The 21,943-nt window shown below is 63.1% G+C and carries 18 protein-coding genes and 3 pseudogenes; 11 read left to right on the top strand and 10 right to left on the bottom strand.

Going from position 1 to position 21,943, the window contains the following annotated elements:
- Nucleotides 1-40 precede the first annotated feature (40 nt).
- The 5 genes and pseudogenes from folD to CK222_RS32905 form a co-directional block, all read left to right on the top strand.
- The gene (gene folD / locus CK222_RS16825; protein ID WP_095801135.1) at nt 41-940 is read left to right on the top strand and encodes a bifunctional methylenetetrahydrofolate dehydrogenase/methenyltetrahydrofolate cyclohydrolase FolD; all 900 of its coding nucleotides are present in this window, start codon (nt 41-43) and stop codon (nt 938-940) included.
- Nucleotides 941-992: 52 nt separating this feature from the next.
- Entirely contained in the window at nt 993-1,955 is a 963-nt protein-coding gene (locus CK222_RS16820; protein ID WP_082953990.1) for a GlxA family transcriptional regulator, read from the top strand.
- Between the two features lie 86 nt (nt 1,956-2,041).
- Nucleotides 2,042-3,703 (top strand): VWA domain-containing protein, encoded by a 1,662-nt coding sequence (locus CK222_RS16815; RefSeq protein ID WP_095801106.1) that lies wholly within the window; start codon nt 2,042-2,044, stop codon nt 3,701-3,703.
- Nucleotides 3,704-3,796: 93 nt separating this feature from the next.
- Nucleotides 3,797-3,985 (top strand): annotated as a pseudogene (locus tag CK222_RS32910) (transposase); the annotation flags it as partial.
- Nucleotides 3,986-4,033: 48 nt separating this feature from the next.
- A pseudogene (locus CK222_RS32905) lies at nt 4,034-4,159 on the top strand (transposase domain-containing protein); the annotation flags it as partial.
- A gap of 51 nt (nt 4,160-4,210) precedes the next feature.
- On the opposite strand, the gene CK222_RS16800 reads toward CK222_RS32905, so the two are convergent.
- Nucleotides 4,211-5,215: an NADP-dependent oxidoreductase gene (locus CK222_RS16800; protein WP_095801134.1), complete on the bottom strand. Its 1,005-nt coding sequence runs from the start codon at nt 5,213-5,215 to the stop codon at nt 4,211-4,213.
- 107 nt (nt 5,216-5,322) lie between these two features.
- Between CK222_RS16800 and CK222_RS16795 the strand changes: the two genes are divergently transcribed.
- A complete protein-coding gene (locus tag CK222_RS16795; RefSeq protein ID WP_095801105.1) occupies nt 5,323-6,219 on the top strand; it encodes a LysR family transcriptional regulator in 897 nt (298 codons plus the stop codon).
- A gap of 93 nt (nt 6,220-6,312) precedes the next feature.
- Here the strand turns inward: CK222_RS16795 and edd are convergent, their stop codons facing one another.
- The 3 genes from edd to zwf all read right to left on the bottom strand — a co-directional run bounded on the left by edd (nt 6,313) and on the right by zwf (nt 10,369).
- Complete coding sequence (gene edd / locus CK222_RS16790) at nt 6,313-8,136, bottom strand: phosphogluconate dehydratase (protein ID WP_095801104.1); 1,824 nt, start codon at nt 8,134-8,136, stop codon at nt 6,313-6,315.
- Nucleotides 8,137-8,201: 65 nt separating this feature from the next.
- Complete coding sequence (gene pgl, locus CK222_RS16785) at nt 8,202-8,918, bottom strand: 6-phosphogluconolactonase (protein ID WP_095801103.1); 717 nt, start codon at nt 8,916-8,918, stop codon at nt 8,202-8,204.
- Nucleotides 8,900-10,369 (bottom strand): glucose-6-phosphate dehydrogenase, encoded by a 1,470-nt coding sequence (gene zwf / locus CK222_RS16780; RefSeq protein ID WP_095801102.1) that lies wholly within the window; start codon nt 10,367-10,369, stop codon nt 8,900-8,902. Before zwf ends, pgl begins: the two co-directional genes overlap by 19 nt.
- Nucleotides 10,370-10,634: 265 nt before the next feature.
- Between zwf and CK222_RS16775 the strand changes: the two genes are divergently transcribed.
- Nucleotides 10,635-11,381: an SDR family oxidoreductase gene (locus tag CK222_RS16775; protein WP_095801133.1), complete on the top strand. Its 747-nt coding sequence runs from the start codon at nt 10,635-10,637 to the stop codon at nt 11,379-11,381.
- 41 nt (nt 11,382-11,422) lie between these two features.
- Here CK222_RS16775 and CK222_RS16770 read toward each other — a convergent pair whose 3' ends face one another.
- The 3 genes and pseudogenes from CK222_RS16770 to CK222_RS16760 form a co-directional block, all read right to left on the bottom strand.
- Nucleotides 11,423-12,325, bottom strand: a complete 903-nt coding sequence (locus tag CK222_RS16770) for an SH3 domain-containing protein (RefSeq protein ID WP_095801101.1) — start codon at nt 12,323-12,325, stop codon at nt 11,423-11,425.
- Nucleotides 12,326-12,586: 261 nt separating this feature from the next.
- Nucleotides 12,587-12,786, bottom strand: a pseudogene (locus tag CK222_RS16765) (FAD-dependent oxidoreductase); the annotation flags it as partial.
- Nucleotides 12,787-12,914: 128 nt separating this feature from the next.
- Complete coding sequence (locus CK222_RS16760; protein ID WP_095776675.1) at nt 12,915-14,348, bottom strand: glutamine synthetase family protein; 1,434 nt, start codon at nt 14,346-14,348, stop codon at nt 12,915-12,917.
- Nucleotides 14,349-14,530: 182 nt separating this feature from the next.
- Here CK222_RS16760 and CK222_RS16755 point away from each other — a divergent pair, with 182 nt between their 5' ends.
- A complete protein-coding gene (locus CK222_RS16755; RefSeq protein ID WP_095781924.1) occupies nt 14,531-15,244 on the top strand; it encodes an HAD family hydrolase in 714 nt (237 codons plus the stop codon).
- Nucleotides 15,245-15,257: 13 nt separating this feature from the next.
- Here CK222_RS16755 and CK222_RS16750 read toward each other — a convergent pair whose 3' ends face one another.
- The 3 genes from CK222_RS16750 to aceA all read right to left on the bottom strand — a co-directional run bounded on the left by CK222_RS16750 (nt 15,258) and on the right by aceA (nt 17,521).
- Complete coding sequence (locus CK222_RS16750; protein ID WP_164747267.1) at nt 15,258-15,674, bottom strand: response regulator; 417 nt, start codon at nt 15,672-15,674, stop codon at nt 15,258-15,260.
- A 262-nt stretch (nt 15,675-15,936) separates the two neighbouring features.
- Nucleotides 15,937-16,179, bottom strand: coding sequence for a hypothetical protein (locus tag CK222_RS16745; protein WP_066989302.1), 243 nt, complete (start codon nt 16,177-16,179; stop codon nt 15,937-15,939).
- Between the two features lie 52 nt (nt 16,180-16,231).
- Entirely contained in the window at nt 16,232-17,521 is a 1,290-nt protein-coding gene (aceA, locus tag CK222_RS16740) for an isocitrate lyase (RefSeq protein WP_067327261.1), read from the bottom strand.
- Between the two features lie 249 nt (nt 17,522-17,770).
- Between aceA and CK222_RS16735 the strand changes: the two genes are divergently transcribed.
- The 3 genes from CK222_RS16735 (at nt 17,771) to CK222_RS16725 (ending at nt 21,774) form a co-directional block, all read left to right on the top strand.
- Nucleotides 17,771-19,219, top strand: coding sequence for an XRE family transcriptional regulator (locus CK222_RS16735; RefSeq protein WP_095801100.1), 1,449 nt, complete (start codon nt 17,771-17,773; stop codon nt 19,217-19,219).
- A gap of 166 nt (nt 19,220-19,385) precedes the next feature.
- Nucleotides 19,386-20,336 carry a DMT family transporter gene (locus CK222_RS16730; RefSeq protein ID WP_067327997.1) on the top strand — a complete coding sequence of 317 codons (951 nt, stop codon included), beginning with the start codon at nt 19,386-19,388 and terminating at the stop codon, nt 20,334-20,336.
- A 340-nt stretch (nt 20,337-20,676) separates the two neighbouring features.
- Nucleotides 20,677-21,774: a polyamine ABC transporter substrate-binding protein gene (locus CK222_RS16725; protein ID WP_095801099.1), complete on the top strand. Its 1,098-nt coding sequence runs from the start codon at nt 20,677-20,679 to the stop codon at nt 21,772-21,774.
- Nucleotides 21,775-21,943 lie beyond the last annotated feature (169 nt).

Raw genomic sequence — 21,943 nt, 5'->3', positions numbered from 1 at the left:
CGTGCCAAGCCTGGCCGCGCAACAGTGTTGAAGGTGAATGATGGCCGAAGTGATCGACGGGAAGAGTGTCGCCGCAGACGTGGTATCGAAGGTCAAGGCGCTGACCGCCGAGCTTTCGGCCAAGGGCGCGACCAGGCCCGGTCTGGCGGTGGTGATCGTGGGCGAGGATCCGGCAAGCCAGGTCTACGTCGCCTCGAAGTCGCGCACGGCCAAGGAGTGCGGCTTCCATTCGCTCCAGCACACGCTGCCGGCTGAGACGACCGAAGAGCAGCTGTTGAAGACCATCGGCGATCTCAACGCCGACCCGTCGATCCACGGCATCCTCGTGCAACTGCCGCTGCCCGGCCATATCGATGCCGGCAACGTCATCCAGACGATCGCGCCGGAAAAGGATGTCGACGGCTTCCACTTCATCAATGTCGGCAAGCTCGGTACCGGCGAGCTCGAGACGGCGTTCGTGCCCTGCACGCCCGCCGGCTCGATGCTGTTGATCCAGCGCGTGCGCGGCAAGGACCTTTCCGGCCTCAATGCAGTCGTCGTCGGCCGCTCCAACATCGTCGGAAAGCCGATGGCCAATCTGCTGCTCGCCGCCAACTGCACCGTCACCATTGCCCATAGCCGTACCAAGGACCTGCCGGCGTTGGCGCGCACCGCCGATATCCTGGTCGCCGCCGTCGGCCGTCCAGAAATGATCAAGGGTGATTGGGTGAAGCCCGGCGCCACCGTTATCGATGTCGGCATCAACCGCATTCCGGCGCCGGAGAAGGGCGAAGGCAAGTCGCGGCTGGTCGGCGACGTCGTCTATGCCGAAGCGGCCGCGGTCGCCGGCGCCATCACGCCGGTCCCCGGCGGCGTCGGACCGATGACCATTGCCATGCTGATGGCCAACACTGTAGCTTCCGCCTACCTCGCGGCCGGATTGAAGCGGCCGTCCTTCTGATCGGAAAGCAGCATCCTTGCCGAATCTTACTGCTCCTGTTGAACGGCCGGTCATGGGCGATCCCGTTCAGGGCGGTCGGCAGTTCGGCTTCCTGCTGGTCGACAAGTTTTCGATGTTCTCGCTGGCGGCGGCGATCGATTGCTTCCGCTCGGCCAACCGTCTGCTCGGCCGTGATTATTACGGCTGGACGACGATATCGGCAGATGGCGACGCGGTCATGGCTTCCAACGGCCTTCCGCTCAAGATCGACTATTCAGTCGCCGACATGCCGCCGGTCGATATCCTGTTCGTCTCGGTCGGGCTCACCACCGAGTTCCCCGGCAAGAGCAAGGTGCTGGCGGCGCTGCGCAGCTGGGGCCGCCGCGGCAACGCGCTCGGCGCGCTCTCGGTCGGCTCCTATCTGCTCGCCGAGGCTGGCCAGCTCGACGGCTACCGCTGCACTATCCACTGGGAAAACCGCGCCGGCTTCATGGAGCGTTTTCCGGACATCAACTGCACCGGCAACGTTTTCGAGATCGATCGCAAGCGCTACACCTGCGCCGGCGGCACCACCTCGATCGATCTGATGCTGGAGATCGTGCGCGGCGATTTCGGCTCCAACCTCGCCAATGGCGTCGCCAACCAGTTCCAGCACGAGCGCATCCGCTCGGCCGGTGACCGCCAGCGCGTCGGACCTGAGCGCGACCTCACCGGCAAGTCGGAGAAGCTGAGACGTATCGTTGAGCTGATGGCCGACCATCTCGATGAGCCTTTGTCGGCGGTGCAGCTTGCCAAGTCGGCGGGCCTGTCGGTGCGCCAGGTCGAGCGCCTGTTCCTGCGCCATCTCAACGTGACGCCGGGCCGCTACTACATGCGGCTCAGGCTCGAGCGGGCGCGCGAATTGCTGCGCCAGACCAATATGCCGATCCTCGACGTCGCGATCGCCACCGGCTTCACCTCCCACTCCTATTTCGCGCAAAGCTACCGGCTGCAGTTCGGCCGTCCGCCGTCGGAAGAGCGCCGAACCACCTATTGAGCGACTTGCCGGCCATCGGACTTGTCTGCAAAGCCCGGCTCAAATAGCTTTCCCGGCGCGGACGGGGGTTCACTCAGGAGATTTTCATGGCGGGACTGGCACGGAGCGTTGCTGCGGCGATCCTCCTTTTGTCGATGACCACCTTTGGCTTTGCCGCCAACAAGGTCATCATCATTCTCGATGCATCCGGCTCCATGTGGGCCCAGATAGACGGCAAGCCGAAGCTCGAGATCGCGCGCGAATCGCTGCGCACGGTGCTGCAGTCGGTGCCGGGCGACGACGAGATCGGCTTCATGGCCTACGGGCATCGCCAGAAAGGTAGCTGCGCGGACATCGAGCTGATCGTGCCGCCGCAGGCGGGTTCGGCGAGCGCGATCTCGGCGGCCGCCGACAGCATGAAATTCCTCGGCAAGACGCCGCTGACGGCGGCCGTCAAGCAGGCCGCCGAAGCGCTGAAATACACCGAGGACAAGGCCACGGTCGTTCTCATCACCGACGGTCTTGAGACCTGCGGTGGCGATCCGTGCGCGCTCGGCAAGGAGCTGAAGGAGACCGGCGTCGACTTCACCGCCGACGTAGTCGGCTTCGGCCTGACCGCCGACGAAGGCAGGCAGATCGCCTGCCTCGCCGAGAACACCGGCGGAAAATACATCCAGGCCTCCGACGAGAAGGCATTGCAGCAAGCGCTGGTCGAGACCGTCGCGGCGCCGGCGCCCGCGCCAGAGCCTGCTCCGGCCCCGGCGCCGGCGCCTGCACCCGAACCCGCCAAGCCTGAATTCAACTTCACGCCGAGCGTCGTCATGGCTGAAGGCGGCGATGCCATCACCGACGGCAATGCCTGGGAGATCTACAAGGCCAAGTCCGACGGCTCGCGCGGCGATCAGGTCATGACCGAGTATGGCGAGCTCAAGATCAATCTCGAGCCGGGCGATTACATTGTCGTCGGTCGCGCCGACGAGGCAAGGAGCGAGCAGAAGATCAAGATCGAAGCCGGCCAGACCTACAGCCCGTTGTTCACGCTGAACGCCGGAACCTTGGTTATCCACCCGCATGCGAGCCAGGGCTCGGAGATCAGCGGCGAGGCGCGTGTCGACTTCGCCTATCCGGGCGGCAGCACGACCCACTATGGCGACACCAAGGCCACCGTGCCCGCCGGCGAGCAAAAGGTGACGGTGCAGATCGGCGCCGGCACGGTGACCGAAACCATCCAGCTTGCCGCCGGACAGACGGTCGAGAAGGATATCGTGGTCGGCGTCGGCCATGCCGTGCTTAACGCCTACTACACCGCCGGCGGCGACAAGGCCGACAATTCCGGCATCGGCTTCGAGATCGTCAAGGCGAAGAAGAAGATCGACGGTTCGCGTGAAAGCGTGGAGCACTCCTACGGTCCGGACAGCAAGTTCTGGCTGCCGCCGGACGACTATGTCGCGCTAATCACGCTCGATCTCGCCGTTGTCGAACAGCCCTTCAGCATCAAGGCCGGCGACAACCAGGATGTGAAGGTGGCTCTCGGCGCCGGCGTGCTGGCAATGTCGGCGCCCGGCGCCTATTCGATCGAGGTGTTCTCGTCAAAGAAGGATGCTGAGGGCAAGCGCAAGTCGCTCGGCCTGACCTATGGCGACAGCTGGCAACAGACTATCCCCGCCGGCGACTATGTCGTCGTGCGGCACATGTCCGATCAGGGCCAGGACAAGGAAATGCCGGTGACGATCAAGGCCGGCGAGCGGAGCGAGATCACCGTTCAGTAGGCATCGCCGTCCGCAAACGAACGAAAAAGGGTAACCGCTGTTTTGCCCCCAACGTTGTCCGCTGACGCCTGATCTGTGATCGAGGTTCCATGGATGAGCGAGAAGCAGTTTCTCCAGGACACGACATTGGAGGTTCTCACGACACGGCGGGGCCGACGTGAGGCGCATCGCCAATGGCCGGATGAGGTCAAGGCACAGATCGTTTCGGAGGGCTTGCGTCCGGGCGTGACGGTGAACGAAGTAGCGGAGCGCCACGGGCTGGAGGCCAACCATCTGTCGTCCTGGCGAACGCTGGCCCGGCAGGGCAACCTAGTTTTGCCTGCGCCAGAGGAGATCTGCAAACTCAATGCTGTTGACCCGCAGGCCTACTTGACCACCACGCTTACCGCCATCGTCAACGGCCACAAGCGGAGGCGGATCGATGAGCTGCTGCCTTGGAACGATCCGCTTGAGTAACGCGTGCACAAAAATCGGGCCGGGCCGAAGCGGACAACCCTGGTTAGAGCGTCATAGCTTGACCAGTTGCTTGCCGAAGTTCTCTCCCTTCAACATCCGAACGAAAGCGTGGGGCACGGTCTCGATCCCTTCCGCAACATCTTCCCGTGTCTGAAGCAGTCCCTGTTTGTACCATGACAGCAGATCGGCAATCGCGGTCTCGTATTCTCCTTCGTGGTCGTCGAGCAAGAATCCTTCTATCCGCGCACGGGTGATTAGTGTCCTTCTGAGATGCCTGACACCGATATCTGGTTGGTCAAACCGGTTGGCCAAGGCAATAGTGCCGACAATCACCACTCTGCCAAAGATGTTGAGGTTTAACATGGCTGCATCGTGAATCGGCCCGGCGGTGTTGTCGATAAAGACATCGACGCCGCTAGGGCATGCGGTCGCGACATCTGCCACGAGATCAGCGGAGCGTCGATGATTGACGCCAGTCCGATATCCAAGCTCCCTGCACCATTCCAGCTTCTCGTCCGAGCCCGCAACAGCGACTGGGTCGAACCCTTTGATCCGCGCGATCTGTCCCGCAATCTGCCCCACAGCTCCTGAAGCGGCAGAGATCAACACCGTTTCCCCCACCTTCGGAGTTGCGGTTTTGAGGAGGGCAAAGTAGGCGGTGAGACCGGGCATGCCGAGATAGCTCAGTACGGCCTGAATCGGAGCGTCGGTTGTCGTCACGGGCTTGGCTGACGCGGCCGGGATCACGCTGAACGGCTGCCAACCAAAATGATCGCTCATCACGAGGTCGCCTGGCTTGAAGTCTGGAGACTCAGACGTAATTACCTCGCCAATTCCGCCGCCACACATCAGGTCGCCAATTCTAAAACCAGCAGCATAATTCTTCGCGGGGCTGATCCGACCGCGCATATAGGGATCGACGGAGAGCCACAGAGTTTTCACCAGCAGCTCACCATCCGCGGCATCGGGAATTGAACGCTCCTCCAGGCTCCAGTTCTCGACGGAGGGCATTGCGGAAGGGTAGCTGCGAAGTATCCAGCTAGGATTTTTGGACATGTCCATCTCCTCAATTTGAGCGTTCGCCCCATTGATGCATGATTTCGGCTTCCGTGTTAAAGAGCGCACGGTGAGAGACATTATTTTGAATTTCGGAAGAATGGCGGATGGATATGATCGAGGCCATGAAGGTGGCCGTGGCAGTCGCCAGGCATAACAGCTTCTCTTCTGCGAGCCGGGATTTGCGCCTTTCCGCTGCCTCGGTAAGCCGCATTGTGGCGGACTTGGAGACCGATCTCGGCGTACGTCTCTTTAACCGCACCACCAGGCAGATCAATCTGACGGATGCCGGGATGGAGTTCGTGCAAAAGAGCACCGGCCTCCTGGAGGAGCTTGATCAGATGCGGAGCGCAGTACGCGAATGCCACGAAACTCCTCGCGGCCAACTCCACGTCTCCTGCGTAACGGCCTTTGGTAATGAGTGCCTGGCACCAGTGGTTCCTGAGTTCGTGCGACGGTTCCCGCAGCTCGATGTCTCAATCGACCTTGGCAATCGTTTGGTTGATCTCATTGGCGAGCACTTCGATGTCGCCATCCGGGTAGGACCGTTGAACGATTCATCCCTGATTGCGCAGAGGATTTTCACGCAGAGGATCGTGTTCGTCGCGACACCCCAGTTTTGCCAGCAATATGGGACACCCAGGACCTTGGACGAGATCAGAGCGTGCCCATCCGTTACTCAGGTCAGCGGGGAATGGGGGCGCGTTCATAAGTTTTCGCATCAAGGAAAGGTCATTGACTTCGAAGTGCCGCAGCAATTGACAATGAACTCAGCGCGAGCGGTGAGAAACGCCTGCCTAGCGGGAGGGGGGTACTCCCTCTTGGGCGATTTCATGGTCGCCCAGGATATAGCGGAGAACCGCCTCGTGCGGCTGCTGCCGGATCATGAACCCATGGAGCAACCGATCTTCGCCTTCTACGCTCAGCGACGTCACACCCCACGTAAAGTCAGGGTGTTTATTGACTATTTGGCGGAGGTCTTCAGTGGCAAGAATACCTCGTGAGACCTCTTGTCTAGGTGCCGATGGCACACCGCTTACGACAAAGGGCGGCTCCGAGCGGCGGCACCGAGCCGCTCTTTTTTTAGCAGATTGAGGTTAGGCATTTGCGAAGGCGGCGGCGCCGTGGTCGGCGCGGCCAACCAGTTGGCGAAAGCCGGCGAACAGCTCGCGGCCGAAGCCGAACTCGTTGCCGATCAGGTCGGCATCCGCCGTGCGGCGCAGCGCGAACTCCGTTCCCGGCACCAGCACCTCCAGCGTGCCTGCGTCGGCGTCGAGGCGAATGATGTCGCCGTCATGGATCCTGGCGATCGGCCCGTCCTCGACCGCTTCCGGCGTCACATGGATCGCCGCCGGCACCTTGCCGGAAGCACCCGACATGCGCCCATCGGTCACCAGCGCGACGCGCTGGCCGCGATCCTGCAGCACGCCGAGCACGGTGGTCAGCTTGTGCAGTTCCGGCATGCCGTTGGCCTTCGGCCCCTGGAAGCGGATCACGGCGACGAAGTCGCCGGTCAGCGTGCCCGACTTGAAAGCTTCGTTCAGCCCCTGCTGGCTGTCGAACACCTTGGCCGGCGCCTCGATGACGCGCCGTTCGGGCTTGACCGCAGAGGTCTTGATCACGGCATGGCCGAGGTTGCCGGCAAGCACCTTCAGTCCGCCGGTCGGCTGGAACGCCTTCTTGAACGGCGCCAGCACCTTCTCGTCGCCGCTCTCGAGCGGCGCCGCTTCACGCACGACGCTGCCGTCGGCGCCGAGCTTTGCCTCGACAGCATAGGGCCGCAGGCCTTCGCCCCAGACCGTCTGCACGTCCTCGTGCAGCAAGCCTTCGTCGAGCAACTCGCGGATCAGGAAGCCGAGCCCGCCGGCGGCGTGGAAATGGTTCACGTCGGCGAGTCCGTTCGGGTAGACGCGGGCGAGCAGCGGCACGGCCTCCGACAGGTCGGAGATGTCCTGCCAGGTAAGCGAAATTCCGGCTGCCGCGGCCATGGCGATGAGGTGGATGGTGTGGTTGGTCGAGCCGCCGGTCGCGTGCAGGCCGACCACGCCGTTGACGATCGAGCGCTCGTCGATCATGCGCCCGACCGGCGTATAGGCATTGCCGAGCGCGGTGATCGCCAGCGCGCGCTTCGCCGCCTCCCTGGTAAGCGCGTCGCGCAGCGGCGTACCCGGGTTGACGAAGGAGGCGCCGGGCGTGTGCAGGCCCATGATCTCCATCAGCATCTGGTTGGAATTGGCGGTGCCGTAGAAGGTGCAGGTGCCCGGCCCGTGATAGGATTTGGACTCCGCCTCGAGCAGCTCGGCGCGGCCCGCCTTGCCCTCGGCATAGAGCTGCCGGACCTTGGCCTTCTCGTCGTTCGGCAGGCCCGACGTCATCGGTCCGGCCGGAATGAAGACGGCCGGCAGGTGCCCGAAGGTGAGCGCCGCGATCACCAGCCCGGGCACGATCTTGTCGCAGACGCCGAGGAAGACGGCGGCGTCGAACATGCTGTGCGAAAGGCCGATCGCAGCCGCCATGGCGATCACGTCGCGCGAGAACAGCGACAGTTCCATGCCTGGCTGGCCTTGCGTCACGCCGTCGCACATCGCCGGCACGCCGCCGGCGACCTGGGCGATGCCGCCTGCCTCGCGTGCCGCGTTCTTGATAAGCGCCGGAAAGGCCTCGAACGGCTGATGCGCCGACAGCATGTCGTTGTAGGAGGTGATGATGCCGAGGTTGGGCACGCGATCGCCGCCGAGCGCCACCTTCTCCGATGGGCTGCAGACGGCAAAGCCGTGGGCGAGGTTGCCGCAGGAGAGCACCGCGCGGTTGGCGGCGCGTCCCGACGCCTCCGCGATGCGGCCGAGATAGGCTTCGCGGCCGGCTTTCGAACGTTGGCGGATGCGTTCCGTGATGGCTTCGATGTCGCGTCTGGCTGTCATGGCTGGTCCTTTCGGGCCCCGGAAAACGTCCTCCCACGGCCTCCGGGGCTGTTCCTTTGGTGAAATCAGGGTGCCCAGAACACCTCTACCGGTATCGGCGCCGCCTCGAGCACGTTGCGGATGGGCTTTTTCATGCCCGCTCCCATCGCTCCGTCGAAGGCAATACGCTTGTCCTCTCCCTCGATGTGGAGCGCGATGAAACCGGCGGCAACGATCCGCGCCATCGACAGCGTCAGCCGCGGCTCGCCGGCGCTTTGCGCATGCACGGGCAGCACGATCCGCGGTGAGGACGGGTCGATGAGCTCGGCGAGATTGCCGGCATCGGGAAAGAAGGAGGCCGTGTGGCCGTCGGCACCCATGCCAAGCACCACCACATCCAGAGGCCAGGGCAATGATTGCAGGGGCTCGCTGTCCGACGCCGCTGCGTCCTCGATGGTCGCCGCCTCATGGTAGAGCGGCACGAAGCGCGCTGCCGCTGCCTTGTTCTGGAGCAGGTTGGCCGCCACCAGCCCGGCATTCGAGCGCGGCGAGGAGGGCGGCACGAAACGTTCGTCGACCAGCGTCACGGTGACCTTGTCCCAGGCGATCGGGATTAAAGAGAGCGCGGCGAAAAACTTTGCCGGCGTCGTGCCGCCGGATACGGCGAGGAATGCGGTGCCGCGGTCGGTGATCGCCTTGGTCAGGCGGGCGGCGACGTGGCCGGCAAGGGCCGCCGCCAGCTGCTGGCGGTCGGCAAACCCGTTCCAGGCGTAAGCGGCCCCGCTCAATTGCTCTCGTGCCATGTCCGTCCGTCACGTTCGATGAGCGCGATGGAGGCCGACGGACCCCAGGTGCCGGCCGTATAGCCCTGCGCTTCCTGCCTGGCGCTTTCCCAGGCGTTCTGGATCGGATCGATCCACTTCCAGGCCGCCTCGACCTCGTCGCGACGCATGAACAGCGTCTGGTTGCCGCGCACCACATCCATGATCAGCCGCTCGTAGGCGTCCGGCGCGCGGCTGTGGAAGGATTGCGCGAAGCTCATGTCGAGCGAGATCTGGCGCAGCCGCATGCCGCCCGGCCCCGGATCCTTGATCATGATGTACTGCTTGACGCCTTCGTCCGGCTGCAGCCTGATCACCAGCTGGTTGGCGAAGATCGGCCCGGCGCTGTCGCCGAAGATGGAATAGGGGATCGGTTTGAATTCGATGACGATTTCCGAAACGCGGGTCGCCAGCCGCTTGCCGGTCCTGAGATAGAAAGGCACGCCGGCCCAGCGCCAGTTGCCGATCTCGGCTTTGAGGGCGACGAAGGTCTCGGTGTTGCTGTCCTTGCCGAGCTCCTCGACATAGCCCTTGACCGGCCCGCCGGCGGAGGCGCCGGCGCGATACTGGCCGCGCACCGTGTGCTTCGGCGCCTCGTTGCCGTTGATGCGCTTCAGCGCCCGCAGCACCTTCAGCTTCTCGTCGCGCACGGCGTCCGCGTCCATCGAGGACGGTGTTTCCATGGCAACCAGGCAAAGCAGCTGCAGGATGTGGTTCTGCACCATATCGCGCAGCGCGCCGGCTTTGTCGTAGTAGGTGACGCGGTCCTCGAGACCCACGGTCTCGGCCACGGTGATCTGCACATGATCGATATGGGCGGAGTTCCACAGCGGCTCATAAAGCGCGTTGGCAAAGCGCAGCGCCATCAGGTTCTGCACCGTTTCCTTGCCGAGATAGTGATCGATGCGGAAGATCTGGCTTTCGTGGAAATCGTCACCCACAGCGTCGTTGAGCGCACGTGCCGAGGCGAGGTCACGGCCGATCGGCTTCTCCAGCACGATGCGCGAGTTCGGGGTGATCAGCTTGTGTTCCTTGAGCTGATGCGAGATGTCGCCGAACAGCGCCGGCGCCACCGCGAGGTAGAAAGCGCGGATGCGGTCGCTGTCGCCGATGGCCTTCTTGAGCTTGTCGAAGCCGACGCCGGAGGTGGCGTCCGCCGAGACATAGGAAAGCCGAGCAAGAAATGTGTCCAGTTCCTTCGGCTCGATGTCGGCCGGATTCACATGGTCCGATATCGCTTTCTTGGCGAAGGTCTGGAACTCGGCATCGCTCATCTTCGCGCGCGACGTGCCGATGATGCGCGTCGGCTCCGAAAATTGGTGGTCGCGCTGGCGGTGGTAGAGCGAGGGCAGAAGCTTGCGCTCCGACAGGTCGCCGGTACCGCCGAAGATGATGAAGTCGAAAGGTTCGACAGGGATGATCTGGCTGGTCATGGTCAGTCCGGTTTGATGCCGCTAGCCGGTAGCGGGGCTGATATATTCTAATCGATTTAAATCGTCCAGTGTCATGGTGTCACATCCGGGACCAATCGCTGGACAATCGATTGGGCCCAAATGCGGCCTTGACACTGGCGCCACCGGGAGGCTTGTCGGCAAGCAACAGCTTTCCGGAAGCGTTCGCGCCTGCAACATAGAACCTGAATGTGACGAAAGCTAAGGGAGAATGGCGACCGCCGGCCCTTCAATGATGGGAAAAACCATGCGTCTGCAAAACAAGGTTGCCATCATCACCGGCGCGGCGTCGGGCTTCGGCGAGGGCATGGCGAAGCGCTTCGCCGAGGAAGGCGCGCGCGTCGTGGTTGCCGACCTCAACGCCAAGGGCGCAGCGCGCGTGGCGAAGGAAATCGGCGACAACGCGATCTGGACCCAGACCGACGTCTCGCAACGCTCCGAATTCGACGAGATGGTTTATGCCGCCAAAAGCGCCTTCGGCCGCGTCGACATCATGGTCAACAATGCCGGCTACACCCATCGCAACGGCGACATGCTCGGCGTCGACGAGCAAACCTTCGACCTGATCACCGCTGTCAACATGAAGGCGATCTATCATGCCGCGCTTGCCGTGGTGCCGATCATGGACCGGCAGGGCGGCGGCGTCATACTGACCACGGCTTCGACAGCCGGCATCAGGCCGCGGCCGGGCCTCACCTGGTACAACGCCTCCAAGGGATGGGCGATCACCGCCACCAAGTCGATGGCGGTCGAACTCGCCCCGAAGAACATCCGCGTCAATTGCCTCTGCCCGGTCGCCGGCGAGACCGGCATGCTGGAGAAGTTCATGGGCGCCGACACGCCGGAGATCCGCGAAAAATTCCGCGCCTCTATCCCGCTCGGCCGGCTGTCGACGCCGCTCGACATCGCCAACGCGGCGCTCTGGCTGGCTTCGGACGAGGCGGCCTTCATCACCGGCGTGGCGCTGGAGGTCGACGGCGGGCGCTGCATCTGAACCGACGTCGCGGCGGCGTCAGGCCGCCAAGAGCGTCCAAATCAGGCGCCGGTCTTGACGAAGCTCTTGTAGATCCAGCCGCGTTTGCCGTTATAGACGATCTCGCACCATTTTTTGCAGCTCATCACCTGCACAGCTGACTTGGCAGGCACAGTGACGATCGCGGCGGCGCCGTTCTTCGGGCCGGAACGCATGGTAACAGCCCTCAGGACGCGTCCATTGGTGCCAGTGCCGGCGTTTTCGGGCTTCGGCTCGTCCTGTGCCGCATCCTCGGGTGACGCCGGCTGGGCCTCGGCAACTTGGGGCTTCGCGTCCGGGATGGCGGCGGTCTGGGCCGCATCCATTTTGTCGTCAGGCTTTTTTGCGTCTGCCGGTTGGGCAGCCGCCGGCGCTGGCGCCGCGACCTCAGCCAGGGCGGCCGAAGCATCGTTTCCGGACCCGGATTCGGCGAAGGCGGCAACCGCCGGTTTGTCGTTCTGCGTCGCCGGCTTCTCCGCTGCCTGAGCGGATGAGGCCGGCGGAGCATCCGCCGCGGGCGCGGGTTCACCAACCGTGCCGTTCCAGCGGGGATTGTTGGAAGCCAGTGCCGGGATGGCAGTTTCCCGGGCCGCAGTCATGGGCGAAACCGCATCGGCCTTGGGCGCCGCTTGCGGCGCGGCGGCGACACTGACAGAGCTCGCCGCGGCCGGGGCGATTTTCTTCGTCTTGACCGGGATCGCGGGGACGGTCAGCTCCGTTTTCGCGATCGCCTGCCGCTCATTGGCCGGCAAGGCCAGCCAAAGCGCCACCGCCGCCACGCCAAGCAGCGCCGCGGTGCCGACGGCCGCGATCACCAGATGCGCGTTCGACTGCAGGCCCTGCCAGAACGAGGACCGCATGTCATAGCCGAACCGCACGGCAAAGTGCCGTCGTTCCGGCGCACCGAAACGGAAGGGCTCGTTCACCTAAACCACCTCCAACAACCGGGCCGACGTTCTTTCGATCTTGCCGCAAACCATTCGCGGCTGATCGGCATCGGTCCTGAAATTTCCAGCGGGCAGGCCCGCGCAAATCCCCGTCTTATCGCCCAGAACCGGCATCTTTTACCGCCGATTATGGCATCAGTGCGCCTTTTTGCGAAATTCTGCGCGTTTGTTAAGGATTCCGCAACGTGCCGTTAGGGAAGCGGACTTGTCGAATTAACAGCTTCTGCACATGTTCCGGCTTCAGATCCTGCGGCGCAGTGCGAACCAGTTGAGCGCCAGAAACAGCAGCGGTGCGCGTAAACAACAGCTGTCCGGGAAGGCGGGAATCTTCAGATACTCGATCAGCTTCAGCGGTCGCGATTGCCCGCGACCGTCTCGGCGTAGAGCTTGCCGAAGAAGTTGGACAGCATGATGCCGTGGCCGGAATACCCGCCCATCGAGGCATGCGGAAACGCAGGTGAATGGTGAATAGTGAATGCTTTGCTAGAGCGCTCTGGCTGCGTTCACCCATCCAATATGAAATTACTCACCATTCACTATTCACCCATTCACTCGACGAAGTGGCCGCTCACACATTCAGCAACAGATACTCCCGCTCCCAAGGGCTGATCACTTCCATGAATGTCTCGAACTCGGCTCGCTTGATGGCCGCATACGTGGCTGCGAAGGATTTGCCGACAATGGCGCCAAGCTCCTTGTCGGCCTCGAAAAGGTCCACGGCCTCGAGCAAGCTGCGCGGCAGGTCGATCTCGTCCTCGTTGGCGGTCGTCAGCACCGGCGGCTCGGCCTGGACCTTGTTGTTCATGCCGATCAACCCGCAGGCAAGCGAGGCGGCAAGCGCCAGATAGGGATTGGCGTCCGAGGACGGAATCCGATTTTCGACGCGCCGCGCCGCTGGATCGGAACGCGGCACGCGGAAAGCCGTCGTGCGGTTGTCGTAGCCCCACTTGTTGTTGACCGGCGCCGACGCAGCCTGCGTGAGCCGCCGATAGGAATTGACGTAAGGCGCAAGCATCACCAGCGCGTTCGGCACGTGTTTCTGCATGCCGCCGATGAAATGGAAGAACGCATCCGTCTCGGCGCCGTCTTCGGCCGAGAAGATGTTTTTTCCGGTCTTCTTGTCGACCACCGACTGGTGGATATGCATGGCCGAGCCAGGTTGCCCCTGGATCGGCTTGGCCATGAAGGTGGCGTAGATTTCGTGCTTCAGCGCCGCCTCGCGGATCGTGCGCTTGAACATGAAGACCTGGTCGGCAAGCTCGATCGGATTGCCGTGACGCAGGTTGATCTCAAGCTGACCGGCGCCCTCCTCGTGGATCAGCGTATCGATCTCCAGGCCTTGCCGCTCCGAGAAATGGTAGATGTCGTCTATCAGTTCGTCGAACTCGTTAACGCCCGCGATCGAATAGCCGGCGCCGCCGCCGATCGGCCGCCCTGAGCGCCCGACGGGCGGCGTCAGCGGGTAGTCCGGATCGGGGTTCTTGCGTACCAGATAGAATTCGATCTCGGGCGCCACCACCGGCTTCAGCCCACGGTCGTCATAGGCGGCCAGCACGCGCTTCAGAACGTTGCGCGGCGTGAATTCGACGGAGCGGCCATCCTGGTGGACGAGGTCGCAGATCACCGCGGCGGTCGGATCTTCCTCCCAGGGCACGACGGTCAGTGTCGAGAGATCGGGCAAGAGCTTCAGGTCGCCGTCGTCCTCCGGATAGTGGAAGCCATTGCCGTCTTCCGGATAGCCCCCGGATATCGTCGTCATGAACACGGCTGAAGGCAACGCCAGCGATGTGTTGGAGGTGAATTTCTTCGACGGCATCATCTTGCCGCGGGCGACGCCGGCCTGGTCCGGCGTGATGCACTCGATGTCCTCGATGCCGCGCCATTCCAGCCAGGCGCTGGCTTCCTTCCAGTTCTTCACACCGCGTTCGTTTTTCAAGAAGGCAGGCGTGCGGGCGCGTCCCCCCCGGCTCGACGGACGGACTTCCTTTTTTTCAGGCGGCATCATTCACCAGATTGTGTTGCGGATTTCAAAGTATAGCCGGGCGCCGTGGCGGAAGGAAAGGGGAGGCGCCCGCGTCGCCACAGGCAAGCCGAGCCGCAGCCCAAAGGAACCGGCGTGCCTGTCTTCTTGCTGGCGGCGCAGCGCCACAGGGTCTAGATGAGCCTGTAAGCAAAGGGTCGCACATGTCCGCTCCACGTTTGACCACCATCGGCTTCGATGCCGACGACACGCTGTGGCAGAACGAGCAGTTCTTCCGCCTGACCGAGAAGCGTTTTGCCGCCTTGCTGGCCGAGCACGGCGATCATGAGCACATCGCGGCACGGCTGCTCGAAGCGGAAAGGCGCAACCTCGCCCTCTATGGCTTCGGCATTAAGGGCTTTACGCTGTCGATGATCGAGACGGCCGTCGCGATCACAAACGGCGAGGTGCCCGGTTCGGTCATCGGCGAAATCCTGGCTGCCGGCCGCGAGATGCTGAGCCATCCGATCGAGCCGCTGCCGCATGCCCGCGAGACGGTCGAAAAGCTGGCGGGCTCCTACCATCTGGTGCTGATCACCAAGGGCGACCTCTTCGATCAAGAGCGCAAGCTCGCGCAGTCGGGAATGGGTGATCTCTTCGATGCCGTCGAGATCGTCAGCGACAAGAGCGCAGCCACCTATGCCCGCATCTTCAGCCGCCATGGCGACGGTCCGCAGAACAGCATGATGGTTGGCAACTCGCTCAAGTCCGATGTGGTTCCCGCCATCGAGGCCGGTGGCTGGGGCATCCATGTGCCGCACGAATTGACCTGGGCGATCGAACACGCCGAGGCGCCTGTCGCGGCGCCGCGTTTTCGCGAGATCGCAGATCTCGGCGAGTTGCCGGCACTGGTCGAGGCAATAGCGAAGCCCGGCTGAGCGTCGCCTCTGCCTAGCCGCGGCCGACCAGGCGATCGATTACTGGTTGCAGCCTTTCGGGCGTGATCGGCTTGGCGACCACGGCGTCGACCACGCTCGACAGGCCGAGGCTGTCCGGCGTGCCATTCCTGGTTGAAAGCAGGATCACGGCGGGCCGCGCCTTGCCGGAAGCGCGCCGCAGCGCGTCGATGCCGGACAGCAACCTGTCGCAATCCCTGTCGTCGGGTCCGCCATCGAGTATGATTGCGCCGGGAACCAGGCCGGCCAAAGCTTTCTCGGCCGCCTCCGGTGGCTCCGAAATCGGCTTCAGCCCGGACTTTTCCACGATTTTCGATACGACGACCCGGTTGATCGACGATTTGCCGACCACCAGCACCTTGGAGATATCCGCCGGCAGCCGGGCCGCCGCGCCACGGTCCGCCGGTTTCATTGGTTTTTCAGAGTCGTCACGATTGGCGGGACACATGTATGGCGGAGGCTCTGGTTCAATGCAGGGTTGAAACCTTAAGCGCGCAATTGGCGCGAGATCGCCAGCGGTGTCAAGCAAAAATAGTCGAAAATGATAATATAGGAAGAATTGCTAAAATCCGGCGCAAGTTCTCCCCAGCGCCACGGCCACAATTCGAAAAAACGAACGTCCCCCGGAACGTATAGCACACGGGAGACACTCGCGAGTGATTGTTGACGTTACGTCAGCCTTGGTTCTGATGGGTGACGATCACTGGGATCAAAAGATCACCCCAGTTGCCGTCTCCGCCATGGTGCCTGGCAGAGCGCACCAGCTCGACGGACACACCTGCTTCGACCGCCTTCATCACAGACTGGTTGAGCCTGTGCAGGTCGTTGGCAAGCATGCGGATCGTCGCCTGCTGATCGACGCTCATCGCGCTTGATTGTTCTTCGGCCCGTTCCTTGACCCGGCTTATCGATGCCATTGCTGTTCTCCTCGACGTAAGTGCCCTTCGGGCGTTTCCTCTGGTGTTGTCATTACTCGGCCGCCGGCCTGAACTGGGCGTGCTCGGTCGACTCATGCATGGCGGTGGTCGAAGACTGGCCGCCGGAGATCGCCATCGAAACGGCATCGAAATAGCCGGTGCCGACTTCGCGCTGATGCTTGGTCGCGGTATAGCCATGGACCTCCGCCGCGAATTCCGCCTCCTGCAGTTCCGAATAGGCCGCCATCTGGCGCTCCTTGTAGCCGCGGGCCAGTTCGAACATGCCGAAGTTCAGCTGGTGGAACCCGGCCAGTGTGATGAACTGGAATTTGTAGCCCATGGCGCCGAGTTCCTTCTGGAACTTCGCGATGGTCGCGTCGTCCAGGTTCTTCTTCCAATTGAACGACGGCGAGCAGTTATAGGCGAGCAGCTTGCCCGGGTGGTGCTTGTGCACCCCTTCAGCGAACTTCCTTGCCTGCTGAAGATCCGGCTTCGAGGTTTCGCACCAGATCAGGTCCGCATGCGGCGCGTAGGCGACGGCGCGCGCGATGCAGGGCTCGATGCCGTTCCTGACGTGATAGAAGCCCTCGACCGTGCGGCCGGCGTCATAGTCGACGAAAGGCCGGTCGCGCTCGTCGATGTCGGAGGTGAGCAGCTTGGCGGCTTCCGCGTCGGTGCGCGCCACCACCAGCGTCGGCGTGCCCATCACGTCCGCTGCAAGCCGGGCCGCATTAAGGTTGCGGATATGCGCTGCGGTCGGGATCAGCACCTTGCCGCCGAGATGGCCGCACTTCTTCTCCGACGCCAACTGGTCCTCATAGTGGACGCCAGCGGCACCGGCCTCGATGAAGGCCTTCATGATCTCGAACGCGTTGAGCGGCCCGCCAAAGCCGGCTTCGGCGTCGGCGACGATCGGCGCGAACCAGGTCTCGACCGAAAGACCCTTGCCTTCGGATGTCTCGATCTGGTCGGCGCGCTGCAGCGTGCGGTTGATGCGCTTGACCAGCTCCGGCGCCGCATTCGCCGGATAAAGCGACTGGTCCGGATACATGGCCGACGCGGTGTTGGCGTCGGCCGCGACCTGCCAGCCCGACAGATAGATCGCCTTCAAGCCCGCCCTGACCTGCTGCATGGCCTGGTTGCCCGACATGGCGCCGAGCGCATTGACGAAATCTTCCTCGTGGATCAGCTTCCACAGCCTGCTCGCGCCCATCTCCGCAAGCGTATGGCGAATCTGGACCGAGCCGCGCAGCCGCTTCACGTCCTCCGCCGAATAGGGCCGTTCGATGCCGTCGAAACGGCCCTCCGGCGCGGACGGGACGAGGTTGTAAAAATCAGTCATCGATTGCTCCAGGTCAGTCTTGCTTGTTTAGATGGCCCGTTTGAGGGACGTATCTGTGGGCCGTTCACGTGTTACATTGTTTACATTGCGCCGCAAAAGTCGCCAGAAAAACCGGAGCTTGCCCGCTAAAATACGGGAAAACTGGTGTTGCGTTTGACAGGTCGGGGCTGTAAATCTGTCATGATTGTAAAAAGCTGGATGAGCCCGCGACGGCGCGCCGTTATGTAAAACTCTTTTCAAGGTAGCCGATTGGCCGAGCAGAAGATTTTCGCCGGGCCGCGCATCCGCCGGCTTCGCAACGCCAAGGGCCTGACCCAGACGGCGATGGCCGAAGGCCTGGGCATCTCGCCGTCCTACCTCAATCTCATCGAGCGCAACCAGCGGCCGCTGACGGTGCAGCTGATCCTCAAGCTGGCGTCGGCCTACAAGATCGACCCGCACGAATTGCAGGGCGAGACCAAAGGATCGATCGCGGCGCTGAAGGAAGTGTTCGGCGATCCGCTGCTGGCCGGCGAACTGCCGGGCGACCAGGAACTGATCGACCTCGCCGAGATCGCGCCGAACGCTTCCGCCGCGATGGTGAAATTGTTTCGCGCCTATCGCGAGCAGGCCGATCGGCTGTCGGATCTCAATGAACTCCTGGCGCGGGAGGGCAGGGCGACCGCATTGTCCGGCACGCGCCTGCCTGTCGACGAAGTGCACGAGACTTTCGAGCGCAGGCCGAACCATTTCGCCGCGCTGGAGGAGGAAGCCGAGGCCTTCATTTCGCTGCTCGATCCAGGCGACGACCTGTTCGGCACGCTGAAGGCGTGGCTAAGGCGCGAGCACGGCATCGTGGTCAAGGTGCTGCCGGTGGCCACCATGCCGAACTGGCGCAGGCGCTACGATCGCCATTCGCAACGCCTGTTCCTGTCAGAGCGGCTCTCCCCCTTCGATCAGCTGCGCGAGGTCGCCATGGAGGCGAGCCTGATGCGCATGACGGTGGCCGTGGCGGGCGAGATCCAGACGTTGAAGCTCGGCACGGACGAAGCGCGCCGCTTAGCCCGTTTCGAGCTCGGCCGCTATGCGGCGCACGCGCTGATGATGCCCTATCACGCCTTTCATGCAGCGGCCGTCCGCGCCCGCTACGACATCGACGTCTTGCGTTCGCGCTTCGGCGTCTCCTTCGAGCAGGCGGCAAACCGCCTGACCATGCTGCAGCGGCCGAGCGCCTCAGGCGTACCGTTCTTCATGCTGGAGGTCGACAGTGCCGGCAACCGCTTCCGCAAGGCGGGCAGCCTGGGCTATCCGCAAAGCCGTTTCGGCGGCGCCTGTCCGAAGCTTCCTGTCCATGCGGCCTTTTCGCAGCCGGGCCGGATCCTGGTCGAGGCGGTGGAAATGCCGGACGGGGCCGAGTTCCTCTGCATCGCCCGCACGCTCGAAGGGCCGCAAGGCGCCTTCTCCGAGCGGCCGCGGCGCACGGCGCTTCTGCTGGGCTGCGACATCGGCTTTCGCGACGAGATCGTCTACAGCGCGGCGCTGCCCGGACCGTCCGCCGCCAAGGCCGCGCAGAGCACGGCATATGCAACGCCGGTCGGCCCGGCCTGCAGGCTCTGCGAGCGCGTTGGCTGCCTGGCGCGCGCCGAGCCGCCGGTGACCCGGCCGCTTGGCCTCGACGAGATGGTGACGGGTCTCAGCGCCTTCGATTTCCAGGGGTAGCACCCCCGCCAGCCGCAGCGGTTCGGCGGCCCGCAAGCCGGCTTTGTCCTACATTTCAGCGGATGCTGGATCACGCCTGGCTCGAGCATTTGCGCTACGCGAATGGGATATGGTGTGGTCGTCCGTGGTGGATCGTGCCGCCGGCAAATCGCTGACAGTCTCGCCTATGACCGATACCGCCTCGTCTCGCGTTGCCTTGGCCGCCGTCTCGCCGCGCGAGGAGCGGATCGGCATGCTGCTGGTCTTCCTGTCGGCGCTGATGTGGAGTTTTGGCGGCACCATCGCTCGCTTCATCCATGTCGGCGACAGCTGGACCGTGGTGTTCTGGCGCTCGATCTGGGCGGTGGGCTTCCTCGTCGCCTTCATGCTCTGGCGCGACGGCTGGCGCGGCACCTGGAGATTGTTCCGCGACATGGGCCTGCCTGGGCTGGGCGTCGCTCTCTGCTTCGCCACCGCCTCCACGAGCTTCATCGTCGCGCTCGCCTACACGACGGTCGCCAACATCTTGTTGATGCAGGCCGGTGTCCCGCTTCTGGCGGCCATGCTCGCCTGGGTACTGTTTCGCGAACGCGTGACCCCAGGAACCTGGGTCGCCATTGCCGCCGTCATCACCGGCGTGGCCATCATGGTCTCGGAATCGCTTGACGGCGCCGTCTCGCCGATCGGCGATGGCCTGGCGCTGCTGATCGCGGTGATGTTGTCGTTCGCGACCGTGATCACCCGGCGCTTTGCCCATGTGCGCATGGTGCCGGCCACTTGCCTCGGCGCATTGCTCGCCGGTGCTTTTGCTGCCTCGCAAGCCACGGAATTCACCGTCTCCGGGCGCGACATGGGCTTTCTCTTCGCCTTCGGCGTCATCAATCTCGGCGTCGGTCTTGCTTTTTTCGCCATGGGCGCCCGCCTGGTGCCCGCGGCCGTCGCGGCGCTGCTCGGCACTTTCGAGCCGATCCTCGGTCCGATCTGGGTGTGGCTCGTCCATTCCGAGGTGCCGTCGGGGCGCACCATCATCGGCGGCGCGGTCGTCATCGCCGCGCTGCTTGTTCATATTGCGTTTGAGTTCAAGCGGCAGACCCGGCCCGAGCGGCCGGGCATCACCGGGCTGCCGTCTCCCAATTGATGCTCGCGTGTCTTCCCCATTGACAACTCCGCTGCGGGCCGGGCAGGCTGCAATTACGGCAACAACAAGACAGGCGTATCTTGCCAAGTGACTCCGCCGGCCTCATCGAGGCCGGACCGCATCGTTACATCTCTGCTTACGCCGCGGCCAACGCCGCTGAGGCCGTCCGAACAGCTTCCTGGAAAGGAGGCAAGGGCGGCGCCCGTCACTCAACGATCCGGCGCACTGCCAGGCGCGCGCGCTTGTGGCTCTCCGGAAATCTCCATAGTCTGAAACAAACGCCGTCCCGCGCCCATGTCGCGACGAGCCGGCACGGGAACACTCACCAAAGGAGAATATCATGATCCGCAAAGCGCTTTTGCTTTCGGCGACTTCGGCCTTTCTGGCGCTCTTCGCCGCGAGCGGCCATGCCGACGACCGCGTCGTCAACGTCTATAACTGGTCGGACTATATCGACAGCTCGATCATCGAGGACTTCACCAAGAAGACCGGCATCAAGGTCGTCTACGACACTTTCGATTCCAACGAGATCCTGGAGACGAAGCTGCTGGCCGGGGGCAGCGGCTATGATGTCGTGGTGCCCAGCGCCAATTTCCTGGCGCGCCAGATCCAGGCCGGCGTCTTCCAGAAGCTCGACAAGTCCAAGCTGCCGAACATCTCCAACATGTGGGATGTCATTTCGGAGCGCACCGCAAAGTATGATCCGAACAATGAGTACTCGGTCAACTATATGTGGGGCACGGTCGGCCTCGGCTACAACGTCAAGAAGGTGCAGGCGGCACTCGGCACCGACAAGATCGACAGCTGGGACGTGTTCTTCAATCCGGAGAGCCTCGCCAAGCTCAAGGATTGCGGCGTCTATGTGCTGGATTCCCCCTCCGACATCATTCCGGCCACGTTGAAACATCTCGGCCTCGATCCAAACAGCACCTCGCCCGACGATATCGCCAAGGCCGAGGAGGCCCTGCTCAAGGTTCGGCCGTATATTCGCAAGTTCCATTCCTCGGAATACATCAACGCGCTGGCAAACGGCGACATCTGCCTGGCGATCGGCTGGTCGGGCGATGTGTTCCAGGCGCGCAACCGCGCCGAGGAGGCCAAGCAGGGCGTCGAGATCGGCTATTCGGTGCCCAAGGAAGGCGCCCAGATGTGGTTCGATCAGATGGCGATCCCAGCCGACGCGCCGCATGTCGCAGAAGCGCATGAGTTCATCAACTACATGATGACGCCGGAAGTCATCGCCAAATCCTCGAATTATGTGCTCTACGCCAACGGCAACAAGGCCTCGCAGCAGTTCGTCGACAAGGCCCTCCTGGAGGACACCTCGGTCTATCCGGACGAGGAGACGACCAAGAAGCTTTACACCGTCCAGCCCTACGATCCCAAGACACAGCGCATCATCACGCGCACCTGGACCAAGATCGTCACCGGCCAATAAGCATCGAGACGCGACCCCGGCAGAAACTGCCGGAGTCGCTTTCTTTAGAAGCAATTCCAGCAACAGTGTGGGACGGTTTTCCGCCCGGAATTGCGTCAGAAACAAAAAGCTGGAGCGGTTCGGCGTTTTCTCGAAACCATGAACCGTTCCAGCGGAACGAAACAGACCC

It is taken from the genome of Mesorhizobium sp. WSM3866, from assembly GCF_002294795.1.
Lineage (GTDB): Bacteria > Pseudomonadota > Alphaproteobacteria > Rhizobiales > Rhizobiaceae > Mesorhizobium.
Note: the sequence above shows the minus strand (reverse complement) of the source record. Positions and strands in the feature narration are given on the sequence as shown.

Excerpts from the sequence above, each read along its gene's own strand:
- folD (WP_095801135.1), top strand. The coding sequence starts at position 41 with ATGGCCGAAGTGATCGACGGGAAGAGTGTCGCCGCAGACGTGGTATCG.
- CK222_RS16820 (WP_082953990.1), top strand. The coding sequence starts at position 993 with ATGGGCGATCCCGTTCAGGGCGGTCGGCAGTTCGGCTTCCTGCTGGTC.
- CK222_RS16815 (WP_095801106.1), top strand. The coding sequence starts at position 2,042 with ATGGCGGGACTGGCACGGAGCGTTGCTGCGGCGATCCTCCTTTTGTCG.
- CK222_RS16800 (WP_095801134.1), bottom strand. The coding sequence starts at position 5,215 with ATGTCCAAAAATCCTAGCTGGATACTTCGCAGCTACCCTTCCGCAATG.
- CK222_RS16795 (WP_095801105.1), top strand. The coding sequence starts at position 5,323 with ATGGATATGATCGAGGCCATGAAGGTGGCCGTGGCAGTCGCCAGGCAT.
- edd (WP_095801104.1), bottom strand. The coding sequence starts at position 8,136 with ATGACAGCCAGACGCGACATCGAAGCCATCACGGAACGCATCCGCCAA.
- pgl (WP_095801103.1), bottom strand. The coding sequence starts at position 8,918 with ATGGCACGAGAGCAATTGAGCGGGGCCGCTTACGCCTGGAACGGGTTT.
- zwf (WP_095801102.1), bottom strand. The coding sequence starts at position 10,369 with ATGACCAGCCAGATCATCCCTGTCGAACCTTTCGACTTCATCATCTTC.
- CK222_RS16775 (WP_095801133.1), top strand. The coding sequence starts at position 10,635 with ATGCGTCTGCAAAACAAGGTTGCCATCATCACCGGCGCGGCGTCGGGC.
- CK222_RS16760 (WP_095776675.1), bottom strand. The coding sequence starts at position 14,348 with ATGCCGCCTGAAAAAAAGGAAGTCCGTCCGTCGAGCCGGGGGGGACGC.
- CK222_RS16755 (WP_095781924.1), top strand. The coding sequence starts at position 14,531 with ATGTCCGCTCCACGTTTGACCACCATCGGCTTCGATGCCGACGACACG.
- CK222_RS16750 (WP_164747267.1), bottom strand. The coding sequence starts at position 15,674 with ATGAAACCGGCGGACCGTGGCGCGGCGGCCCGGCTGCCGGCGGATATC.
- CK222_RS16745 (WP_066989302.1), bottom strand. The coding sequence starts at position 16,179 with ATGGCATCGATAAGCCGGGTCAAGGAACGGGCCGAAGAACAATCAAGC.
- aceA (WP_067327261.1), bottom strand. The coding sequence starts at position 17,521 with ATGACTGATTTTTACAACCTCGTCCCGTCCGCGCCGGAGGGCCGTTTC.
- CK222_RS16730 (WP_067327997.1), top strand. The coding sequence starts at position 19,386 with ATGACCGATACCGCCTCGTCTCGCGTTGCCTTGGCCGCCGTCTCGCCG.
- CK222_RS16725 (WP_095801099.1), top strand. The coding sequence starts at position 20,677 with ATGATCCGCAAAGCGCTTTTGCTTTCGGCGACTTCGGCCTTTCTGGCG.